General features: G+C 58.5%; 11 protein-coding genes and 1 tRNA gene. 7 read left to right on the forward strand and 5 right to left on the reverse strand.

The genetic code is table 11. The features are described from left to right. Positions 1-371: 371 nt before the first annotated feature. Together AAAB35_RS02965 and AAAB35_RS02970 are read right to left on the reverse strand one after the other, a co-directional pair. Positions 372-2060 (reverse strand): arylsulfatase, encoded by a 1689-nt coding sequence (locus tag AAAB35_RS02965; protein ID WP_340666744.1) that lies wholly within the window; start codon positions 2058-2060, stop codon positions 372-374. Positions 2061-2362: 302 nt separating this feature from the next. Beyond that, positions 2363-2447: transfer RNA gene (locus AAAB35_RS02970), tRNA-Leu, on the reverse strand. Positions 2448-2693: 246 nt separating this feature from the next. On the opposite strand from AAAB35_RS02970, the gene AAAB35_RS02975 reads away from it, so the two are divergent. Then, positions 2694-3284: a YqaA family protein gene (locus tag AAAB35_RS02975; RefSeq protein WP_340666745.1), complete on the forward strand. Its 591-nt coding sequence runs from the start codon at positions 2694-2696 to the stop codon at positions 3282-3284. Between the two features lie 22 nt (positions 3285-3306). After that, positions 3307-3813 carry a disulfide bond formation protein B gene (locus tag AAAB35_RS02980; protein WP_340666746.1) on the forward strand — a complete coding sequence of 169 codons (507 nt, stop codon included), beginning with the start codon at positions 3307-3309 and terminating at the stop codon, positions 3811-3813. 22 nt (positions 3814-3835) lie between these two features. Here the strand turns inward: AAAB35_RS02980 and AAAB35_RS02985 are convergent, their stop codons facing one another. Continuing rightward, complete coding sequence (locus AAAB35_RS02985; protein ID WP_340666747.1) at positions 3836-4393, reverse strand: HNH endonuclease; 558 nt, start codon at positions 4391-4393, stop codon at positions 3836-3838. Positions 4394-4501: 108 nt separating this feature from the next. Then, positions 4502-5146, reverse strand: a complete 645-nt coding sequence (locus AAAB35_RS02990) for a DNA-3-methyladenine glycosylase (RefSeq protein ID WP_340666748.1) — start codon at positions 5144-5146, stop codon at positions 4502-4504. Positions 5147-5225: 79 nt separating this feature from the next. Between AAAB35_RS02990 and gluQRS the strand changes: the two genes are divergently transcribed. Both gluQRS and AAAB35_RS03000 read left to right on the forward strand, forming a co-directional pair. Beyond that, the gene (gene gluQRS, locus AAAB35_RS02995; protein ID WP_340666749.1) at positions 5226-6092 is read left to right on the forward strand and encodes a tRNA glutamyl-Q(34) synthetase GluQRS; all 867 of its coding nucleotides are present in this window, start codon (positions 5226-5228) and stop codon (positions 6090-6092) included. Positions 6093-6157: 65 nt separating this feature from the next. Then, positions 6158-7042 carry an EamA family transporter gene (locus AAAB35_RS03000; protein WP_340666750.1) on the forward strand — a complete coding sequence of 295 codons (885 nt, stop codon included), beginning with the start codon at positions 6158-6160 and terminating at the stop codon, positions 7040-7042. Here the strand turns inward: AAAB35_RS03000 and AAAB35_RS03005 are convergent. Further along, complete coding sequence (locus AAAB35_RS03005) at positions 7009-7863, reverse strand: YihY/virulence factor BrkB family protein (RefSeq protein ID WP_340666751.1); 855 nt, start codon at positions 7861-7863, stop codon at positions 7009-7011. The two genes, AAAB35_RS03000 and AAAB35_RS03005, sit on opposite strands and share 34 nt — an antisense overlap. A 106-nt stretch (positions 7864-7969) precedes the next feature. Here AAAB35_RS03005 and AAAB35_RS03010 point away from each other — a divergent pair, with 106 nt between their 5' ends. The 3 genes from AAAB35_RS03010 to AAAB35_RS03020 all read left to right on the forward strand — a co-directional run. After that, on the forward strand, positions 7970-8803 hold the full coding sequence (locus AAAB35_RS03010; protein WP_340666752.1) for an SDR family oxidoreductase: 834 nt from the start codon (positions 7970-7972) through the stop codon (positions 8801-8803). A 43-nt stretch (positions 8804-8846) separates the two neighbouring features. Next, positions 8847-9044 carry a twin transmembrane helix small protein gene (locus AAAB35_RS03015; protein WP_027231357.1) on the forward strand — a complete coding sequence of 66 codons (198 nt, stop codon included), beginning with the start codon at positions 8847-8849 and terminating at the stop codon, positions 9042-9044. Positions 9045-9053: 9 nt separating this feature from the next. Next, a partial coding sequence (locus AAAB35_RS03020) for a cob(I)yrinic acid a,c-diamide adenosyltransferase (protein WP_340666753.1) occupies positions 9054-9515 on the forward strand: 462 nt, incomplete at its 3' end.

Here is a 9515-nt window from a genome sequence, read left to right on the forward strand (position 1 = left end):
ATGATCCGTTTGACGATGCTCCTTGCTCTCACGCTTGTCGGCCTTTCCGCTTGTACGTCAAGCGGCACGGTCAGCCCGCTGGTTCTTTGCGACAGGCCAAGCGACATCAATGCGAGGGTCTTCACCAATTGCACGCCAAGGGTCGACGACCGGGTGTGAATGTGCTGAACCGTAGCCGGCCGTAACGCGTTCATGACGGATTGAGTAATGGTTTGCTTCGGAATCTGACGTACGGAGGAGTTGCTCGTCTCGCAACGCCAGGACTGCCAATTGACAGCAAGTCCTGTAGAGCTCGGGGATAGACAACCGATTACGATCGTCGAAAGACGGGCGGCTTCGCGAGTCGCCCGTCGGGTTACTATCATTCTCGCCTAGTTCCCCGGTTTGTTCTTGATCGCCGCATCGATCTGTTTCTTTACGGCATCAAGGTTGAAGGACGCCGGGTCCTGCATCGGCGGGTAGTCGATCGCCGTCAGGGCCAGTTTCCCGACCTCCTGTTGAACACTTACGAACCGCCAAAACTCGCGTGCAAAGAAATCATTCATATAACCTCCACCAAGGTCATTGAGGCTTTGCTCGCCGATCGATGGTGTCCGCTCAAACGGATCCTGACGGATATTGACCATAGTTGGCATGTCCGTCGTTACCTTCGCACCGGGCCAGCCCTGCGGCTGTTGGAAGAACTGATACTTGAAGTCATCAATGCGGACAGCACCTAACTGAGGACCACCGAAGTAGAAGAATTCATGGCGCGCGGATGGACCTTTGCCCAACAAGAGGTCCATCTGGTTGTAGCCATCAAGGTGGTTCTTGTAGGTGTTTTCGCCCAGTTTCACGCCCTTGAGCAACTGGTCGGTGATATTGGGGTTACCGGCCGCTGCCGTGAGCGTGGGGAACCAATCCAGGGCAGAATAGATACCATTCTCGACCGTACCGGGCTTGATCTTGCCCGGCCAGCGGATGATTGCCGGCGCACGGAAGCCACCCTCCATCACTGTTCCCTTGGTGCCCTTGAACGGGGTCATGCCACCATCGGGCCAGGTAAACACTTCAGCACCATTGTCGGTGGTGAACACGACGATGGTATTGTCGGTCTCGCCCGCATCTTCCACGCATTTCAAGATGGCGCCCACGCTGTCATCCAATTGCGCCATGCCGGCTTCTTCAAGCCCATAGTTGGTTTTGCTATTCATGAGGGCCTGGTATTTGGGCGAAAGAAACGTCCAGACGTGCATGCGCGTCGTGTTGTGCCAAACGAAGAACGGTTTGCCGTCTGTCTTGGCTTTATCCATGAAGTCGCACGACGCCTTGACCAGCACTTCGTCGAACGTTCCCATGTCGTATTTGGCCTTGGGGGTTATGTCGTGCATGTTCGGGACGTTGGACATGTCGGGATACGGTGCAAGAGGGCCCTCATCCACGATCCTCTGCTTGCCAACTTTGCCCCAACGCGGCTGTTCCGTCGCGTCGTCAGTGTCCGTCGCAAAGCTATGAACGAGATTACGTGGCCCTACCTTGTCGCGGTACGACTGGTCATCCGGGAAGGAATACCAATAGGGATCAGACATGGCATCGAGGTGATACAGATAACCGAAGAACTCATCAAAACCATGCAGCGTTGGCAGAAACTTGTTCAGATCGCCGAGGTGGTTCTTGCCAAATTGGCCGGTGGTGTAACCCTCGTTCTTGAGAGCGGCGGCGAGTGTCGCGGCCTTGTCCGGCATTCCGACATCCGCGCCAGCCTGGCCAACCGTCGTCAGGCCCGTGCGCAACGGGATTTCACCCGTGATGAAACTCGCCCGGCCCGCCGTGCAACTTGCCTCGGCATAGTAGTCGGTGAACATCATGCCCTCGGCTGCTAGCTTGTCGAGGTTGGGTGTTTTGCCCGACATGATGCCCCGGTGATAGGCGCCGACATTGAACCAGCCAACATCATCGCCCATGATGACGACGATGTTGGGTTTCGTGTTTTGAGCTTGCGCCGGACTTAAAGCCGGCAATAGAAATGTGCCCGTTAAGGCCACCACTGCGGCAAAGGATTTAACAATACCTAACGTCATGGCCATTAAACCTCCCGTTTGCTAGCGGCCACGCTGCCGGGCAGGGCGCTCTGGCGAATGGCGTAGCCACGAATGCACGCGGAGGGTACTGCAACATGAGCCGCAAGGGAGGTATCTTACTGTAGCCTACGCTCATCTCCTGCTAGGCGGTCACTCGGTGCCATCCACCGATCCAGCACAAAGGCCCTGGTCCCGTTAAAGTGGCGGACTTCATCCTCTCGCCCCAGCTTAATACCTCTGCCAGTAGCGGAGGACGAATTTGCTTAGCAATTTCATTAAAATATGGCTTTGCCGCATGTTCTTGGTGCCCCCTGCCGGAATCGAACCAGCACTCCTCTCGGAACCTGATTTTGAGTCAGGCGCGTCTACCAATTCCGCCAAGGGGGCCGCTAAGAGCGTCGGCGCGGACATGCCGCTCCGTTCAAGCCAAATACATGCTGGAGCCGCCTCCGGTCAACACCAATCAGACAAATTATCGCGATAACACACTCGTGTGTTGCCGAGCCCAGGCGTCGCAATTAGTGGCGAAGGCGACCGACAGGCAAAAATCAGGTGAAACGATTCCATTTGGATAAAGTTTGCTCTAAGGATCACCGACTTTCTCGAACAACTTCCCCGGACAGGAACGACCTTATGCTTCGCAGACTTTACGATTGGACGATGTCGCTCGCCGCGCGCAAATCCGCGGAAGTGTGGCTCGCCGTCATCGCCTTTGTTGAAAGCTCGGTTTTCCTCGTCCCCGCCGACGTGCTCTATTTGCCGATGGCGCTAGCGCGCCCGGAGCGCGCCTATCGCTATGCGCTCGTGGCGACGGTCGCATCGGTCCTCGGCGGCATCGCCGGCTGGCTGCTCGGCTACTATGCCTATGAGACGCTGGCAAAACCCATTCTCGAAATGTACGGAAAGCTCGATGCCTTCGAGGCGCTGCGCGGCTCGACCAGCGCCGATGCAATCCTCCTGCTGTTGATCACATCAGGTCTCGCTCATCTGCCGCCGATCAAGGTGGTGACGATCCTCTCCGGCGCCGCGGCTATCAATATCTGGGTTTTCATCGCCTCGGCAATCATTGCGCGCGGGGCACGCTTCTTCTTCCTCGCCTGGCTCCTGCGCCGCTATGGTCATCCAATCCGCCACTTCATCGAAAAGCGGCTCGGCCTTATCGCCAGCGCCGCAGCGGCAGTGCTGATTTTGCTCTACGCGGTTTTCCACTATTATCATCTATAGCTCGAAGGACGCTGAGCGCATCATGGCAACGACCACCACCTCCACCCATTTCCGGACGGCCCTGTTCCTTCTCGTCGCGATGGTTGTGACTGTCGGGTCAGCACTCGCTTTCCAGTATCTTGGCGGCTATCTGCCCTGCAAACTTTGCCTTGAGCAGCGCTATCCCTATTACGCCGGTATTCCGCTGATGGCGTTGGCCGTCGCTACTTCGGCTTTGAGATGGCCGGCTGGCGCCACCCGTCTTCTGATTGCCCTCGGCGGCATTCTCATGCTCATCGGTCTTGGCCTTGCGATTTTCCATGCAGGCGTCGAGTGGAAATTCTGGGCAGGGCCTACAGATTGCACGGCGGTTTCGATGTCCATCACCACGGATGCCGGCAACCTTCTGAATGATCTCAATGCCGTGCACCCGCCAGCGTGTGACACTGCGGCATTGCGCGTGCTTGGCCTTTCCTTCGCCGGTTGGAACGCCATTGCCAGCCTGATCCTGGTAATTGTGGCATTCCGTGGGGCAATGAAGGCGGCCTGACGCCTGCGGCCGCGCCGGGAGCTCAAGGCTCCAGTTCGACGTCCCAATAGAGATAGTCCATCCAGCTGTCATGTAGATGGTTGGGTGGGAAGAGGCGACCATTGTTGTGAAGGTCGTGCACCGTCGGCTGATAGGGCTTCTGCCGCGGCCACATCTTGGCCCGGTCGGGCATCAGCCCACCCTTGCGCAGGTTGCAAGGCGAACAGGCGGCGACGACATTTTCCCACATCGTCTCGCCACCAGCGCAACGCGGGATAACGTGGTCGAAGGTCAGATCTTCGTCCGAACCGCAATACTGGCATTCGAACCGGTCACGCAGGAAGACATTGAACCGCGTAAAAGCGGGATTGCGCGACGGCTTGATGTAGGTTTTTAACGAAACGACGCTCGGCAGCCGCATGGCGAAGGAAGGCGAGGAAACCTCATGCTCATATTCGGCGACAATGTTCACACGGTCGAGGAACACCGCCTTGATCGCGTCCTGCCAGGACCAGAGCGACAAGGGGTAGTAGCTGAGCGGACGATAATCCGCATTGAGCACCAGTGCCGGCAACCCGTCCGGCGAGACGGCTATCGTCAAGGAATCAACTCCAATCCAACCATCAGGCCCCATTATTGTAAGCTGGACGTGACAAGAATGTGAAGCGAATTGCTCGCTTATGCAGCGGAAAGCGACGTTATTTCAAATTCATGCGATCGGTGTGCCGTCGCGGCCGCGCGTTGCGGCGTAATAGGCCCAGAAAAGCCGGGCCGCGACCCCGCGCCAAGGCGACCATCTTTGCGCAAAACTCTGCAGTGCCTTCGAATCGGGTCTCGTTGATTCGCGGTAGGCGTGGGCATAGGCATGCTGGAGGGCCACATCCCCCGCCGGGAACACATCCGCATGACCGGCGGAGAAAAGGAGATAGACCTCTGCAGTCCATGGGCCGACGCCCTTGATGCGCGTCATGAGCCCCATGGCCTCCTCGATCGGCCTCTCGCAAAGGTCGAGGAGATCGAGTTCGCCAGCGGCGATCGCTTGGCTGATCCGCGCGAGGGTCTCCTGCTTCGCGCGCGAAAGTCCCGCCTCGCGCCACGCCTCTCCGCCTGCAGCGAGGTAGTTTTCAGGTGTGAGTGGATCTATGAGCTTGACGAGACGTGCCCATATCGAGGCGGCGCTCGCCTTGGAGACCTGTTGCGATACGATCACTGAGGCAAGACTTTCAAATCCCGGCTCGGAACGTCGCAACGGCAACGGCCCCGCTTTTTCCGCGATCGCCACGAGTTCCGGATGAGCCTCCAGCAGGGCGGTCAGGCCTTCAGCCACATCCTCGGGCGTATCTATCCTGCGCATGCCACTCGTCACTTTGAATCGTTTCCAAAACACCGTATCAACCCGTCATATAATTACGCAAGGACGCCAGTTCACGCTCATGACAGTTCCTGTCTTTCGCTTTGCGCCGAGTCCCAATGGATATCTGCACCTTGGTCATGCCTATTCGGCGCTTCTGAATCAGAAGATGGCAAGGGATGTGGGCGGTCGGCTGCTCCTGCGCATGGAAGATATTGACCGCGATCGCTGCTCACCGGAGCTCGAAGCAGCCATGCTTGAAGATTTGCGCTGGCTTGGGATGACCTGGGAGGGACCGGTCCGCCGTCAGTCCGAACACTTTCCCGTTTACCGCGAAGCATTGGAGCGACTGACTGCCATGGGCCTTGTCTATCCGGCGTTCATGACCCGCGGTGAGGTCAAGCGTACCACCGAAGCCAGCGAACAGGGCATCGAGGGCTGGCCGCGCGATCCCGACGGCGCCTTGCTCTACCCGCCTGGTGACCGTCACCTTTCAGATGTCGAGCAGGCCCGGCGCATTGCCGACGGCGGCGAGCCATACGCTCTACGCCTCGATAACGATCGCGCGCTCGACACGATCCAGGGCACACTTTCGTGGGAGGAGGACATACCTCGTCACGGCATCGTCGAAGCGCGCCCGCAGGATTGGGGCGACGTCGTCATAGCCCGTAAGGACATACCGACGAGTTATCATCTATCGGTCGTCATCGACGACGCATTGCAGGGGGTAACCCATGTCGTGCGCGGAAAAGACCTCTTTCACAGTACGAGCGTGCACCGCCTTCTGCAGCATTTGTTGGGAATTGACCCGCCGATCTATCACCACCATGAACTGATCCTGGATCACGATGGCGAGAAGCTTTCGAAAAGCCGCAAGGATACGTCGTTGCGCGAGTTGCGCCATGCCGGGACGACACGTCAGCAGATTGTCGACATGGTTGGGCTCTGATCTTTCGCTTGGCGCCGTTCGGGTATAAACAGCGGCCCTTATCCTCGTCTCCACGGTCTCCCGACATGCCCGTTCGCCTTTTCCCTGCACTTTTCGTATTGCTCTGGGCCACCGGGTTCATCGGCGCCCGCTATGCCATGCCCTACATGGAGCCGTTCCTTTTCCTGACGTTGCGGTTCCTCATCGCCGGCGGCATCCTCGGTCTCTGGGTCGCGCTAGCCGGCAACCATTGGCCGGGCAAACGTGGGGCAATGCATGCGATCATTGCCGGCTGCCTCATCCACGGTGTTTATCTTGGCGCAGTATTCTGGGCGATCCACCAAGGGCTGCCCGCCGGCATGTCGGCCCTCGTCGTCGGCCTGCAGCCGCTCATCACTGCCCTCATTGCCGGTGTTGCGCTCGGCGAGAGGATCCAGCCGCGCCACTGGGCCGGTTTGGCGGTGGGGTTCGCCGGCGTCGCGATGGTGCTGTGGCCGAAGCTTTCGATCTCGGCGGGCGGTATCACGCCCGCCACCGTTAGCGCCTCGATTGTCTCCGTCATCGCCATCAGTGCCGGAACGGTCTGGCAGAAACGCTTCGTCGGCGCGATCGATCTCAAGGCCGGCACCGCCCTGCAATATTTGGGCGCCGCTGTTCTCACAGGCGTTTTATCGTTGTTGTTGGAAATGCATAAGGTCGTCTGGGCTCCGCCGCTGTTCTTTGCGATGTTCTGGCTTGTATTTGTCCTTTCGATCGGCGCGGTGCTGCTGCTTATGATCCTGATCAAACAGGGCGCAGTTTCGAAGGTAGCCTCGCTATTCTATCTGGTGCCCGGCGTCACCGCCCTGATGGCCTATACACTGTTCGGGGAAACGTTGACGCAATTCCAACTCGTCGGCATGGGCATCGCGACGTTAGGGGTTGCGCTTTCGACGGGTCAGAGGCGTTCCGCCGCCTTGCCCTCGCGGTAGCGGATGATCGCCGCGTTCACCTCCGCCCCGATGATAAAAATCGCGGCGATAATGTAGAGGAAGACGATCGCGACCATGATCGAGGCTAGGCCCGCATAGGTCGTAACATAAGAGGCGAACGTTTCGAGATAGCTCGCAAATATCGTCGCGCCGACCGTCCATGCAATGAGCGTGATCAGGATGCCCGGGAGAATGTCGACGAACCGCCTTTGTCCTGCCGGCAACCAGAGATGGACGACCAGCAGACCGACCACGAGCACTGTCGTGGCGATGACGTACCGCCAGAACACGATTGTACCCGATACGAGGACAAGCTCCGGTATCCAGCGCGCCGCGATGCGCAGGGCAAGCGGGGCAAGAACCAGGAGGAAGCTGATCGCCATAATCCCGATCGTAGCGACGATGACGAACCCCAGGCTCTGGAGCCGGCAGAAGATGATCGATCGCGTATCGATGACACGGTACGCCCGGTTGAGCGCGACGCGCAGGGCCTCGATGCCGTTGGAGGCAAAATAGGCGGCCGCAATGACGCTGACGGTCAACAGCCCACCGCGCTGGACGTTCAGAACGTTCCGAACCTCCTGTGCGATCGGCCTGGCGATGACATCCGGCCAGGTATCGAAGATGATGTGAACGGCGGTATCGGTAAAGGCGCTGGCGCCGAGGAAGCTCGCGAGGGAGGTCGCGAAGATCAGGAACGGGAACAACGCCAGAATGCCCGAAAGTGCAACATGGCTGGCAAGCGCCCAACCATCATCGGTAAGGAAATGCCCCAGCGCATCGGCGATCACACGCCGGAGAAAACCAAACACTTTACGCATCGGCGGTGATTGCCCCCTTTGAACCCTGAGATTGCAAGGCGCTGGCGAATATGTGAAGTCTTTTCTTGTCTTAGATCAAACGAACGATTTGAAAACATTCAGTAACATGGCCGATTCAAAAACGATTCTGATTACGGGATGTTCCAGCGGCATTGGCGCGCATTGCGCTGGGGCGCTAAAGGCCGATGGCTGGATAGTCTTTGCAACGGCGAGACAAGCGTCCGACCTCGAAACCCTCAATGCCGCGGGCCTCAACGGCCTCTACCTCGACTATCGCGAGCCCGCATCAATCGCGAGCGCGGTCGATGCAGTGCTTGCACAGACGGGCGGTATGCTTGATGCGCTGTTCAACAATGGCGCCTATTCGCTACCGGGTGCCGTCGAAGACCTGCCCACTGCCGCGCTGCGCGAACAATTCGATGCAAACTTCTTCGGCTGGCACGAACTGACGCAGGCGGTCATTCCTACGATGCGCAAGCAAGGCCGTGGGCGCATCGTGCATTGTTCCTCGATCCTCGGGCTCCTGCCGATGAAGTGGCGCGGCGCCTACGTCGCGTCGAAATTCGCACTCGAGGGTCTGATGTTGGTGCAGCGGATGGAGCTTGCTGGGTCGGGCATCGAGGTATCCCTCATCGAACCTGGCCCCATATCGACGCGGTTTCCCTTGAACGCGTTGAAGCAATTCGAGAAACACATAGATGCTGAACATTCTGTGCATCGGGACGACTACCGGAAACTGGTCAAGCGGCTTTCGGGTGGCGGAACCAAATCCCGGTTCAAGCTTGGCCCAGACGCGGTCTATGCCGTGCTCAAGGACGCCTTGGAAAATCCGCGCCCAAAGCCCCATTATATCGTAACGCGCCCGGCAAAATTTAGCGCATTTGCAAGCAGATTTCTCACGGCACGTGCGCTATACGGCATGCTTGCGCGCCAATCATAAAGGGTTCAGCCTGTGCTTTGGCCGGTCTGAAAGGAAATGCATCATGGATATTATCTTCAAGTTTCTGGCGGTCGTCGCCATCGCGGCCGTCACGATTGTCCTTCTCATTGGACTGCGCAACATGATGAAGGGCGGTGACGCCAACTTCTCCAACAAGATGATGCAGTTGCGCATTTTCCTGCAATTGATCGCCATCATCCTGATTGTTGGCGCGCTTTATTTCCATCGCGCGGCGGGCTAGGCCCCCCCAATGGTCAAGCTGAACAAGATCTACACGCGCACGGGGGACGACGGCAGCACGGGTCTCGGCAGCGGCGAACGTCGTTCCAAGCACGACCTTCGCGTTGAAGCTTACGGGACTGTCGACGAAGCCAATTCCTGTATCGGACTTGCGCGCATCCACACCACCACTTTTCCGGAACTTGATGCAATGCTCGCGCGGATCCAGAATGACCTCTTCGATCTCGGAGCCGACCTTTCAACGCCCGACACAGGCGAGACGCTCCCTTACGAGCCGCTGCGCATGATCGACAGCCAGGTTTCGCGGGTCGAGGCGGATATAGACCGACTGAATGCGAACCTCGTGCCGCTTCGCTCGTTTGTACTTCCAGGAGGCTCGCCGGCGTCGGCAGCCCTGCACCTGGCACGGACAGTCGCCCGGCGCGCCGAACGGCACATGGTTGCACTTTCCCAAAGGCCGGACGAGGTCGTA

Origin of the sequence: Phyllobacterium sp. (assembly GCF_037994425.1) — a bacterium.
Lineage (GTDB): Bacteria > Pseudomonadota > Alphaproteobacteria > Rhizobiales > Rhizobiaceae > Phyllobacterium.

Coding starts and splice junctions, on each gene's coding strand:
- AAAB35_RS02965 (WP_340666744.1), bottom strand. CDS start 2,060: ATGACGTTAGGTATTGTTAAATCCTTTGCCGCAGTGGTGGCCTTAACG.
- AAAB35_RS02975 (WP_340666745.1), top strand. CDS start 2,694: ATGCTTCGCAGACTTTACGATTGGACGATGTCGCTCGCCGCGCGCAAA.
- AAAB35_RS02980 (WP_340666746.1), top strand. CDS start 3,307: ATGGCAACGACCACCACCTCCACCCATTTCCGGACGGCCCTGTTCCTT.
- AAAB35_RS02990 (WP_340666748.1), bottom strand. CDS start 5,146: ATGCGCAGGATAGATACGCCCGAGGATGTGGCTGAAGGCCTGACCGCC.
- gluQRS (WP_340666749.1), top strand. CDS start 5,226: ATGACAGTTCCTGTCTTTCGCTTTGCGCCGAGTCCCAATGGATATCTG.
- AAAB35_RS03000 (WP_340666750.1), top strand. CDS start 6,158: ATGCCCGTTCGCCTTTTCCCTGCACTTTTCGTATTGCTCTGGGCCACC.
- AAAB35_RS03005 (WP_340666751.1), bottom strand. CDS start 7,863: ATGCGTAAAGTGTTTGGTTTTCTCCGGCGTGTGATCGCCGATGCGCTG.
- AAAB35_RS03010 (WP_340666752.1), top strand. CDS start 7,970: ATGGCCGATTCAAAAACGATTCTGATTACGGGATGTTCCAGCGGCATT.
- AAAB35_RS03015 (WP_027231357.1), top strand. CDS start 8,847: ATGGATATTATCTTCAAGTTTCTGGCGGTCGTCGCCATCGCGGCCGTC.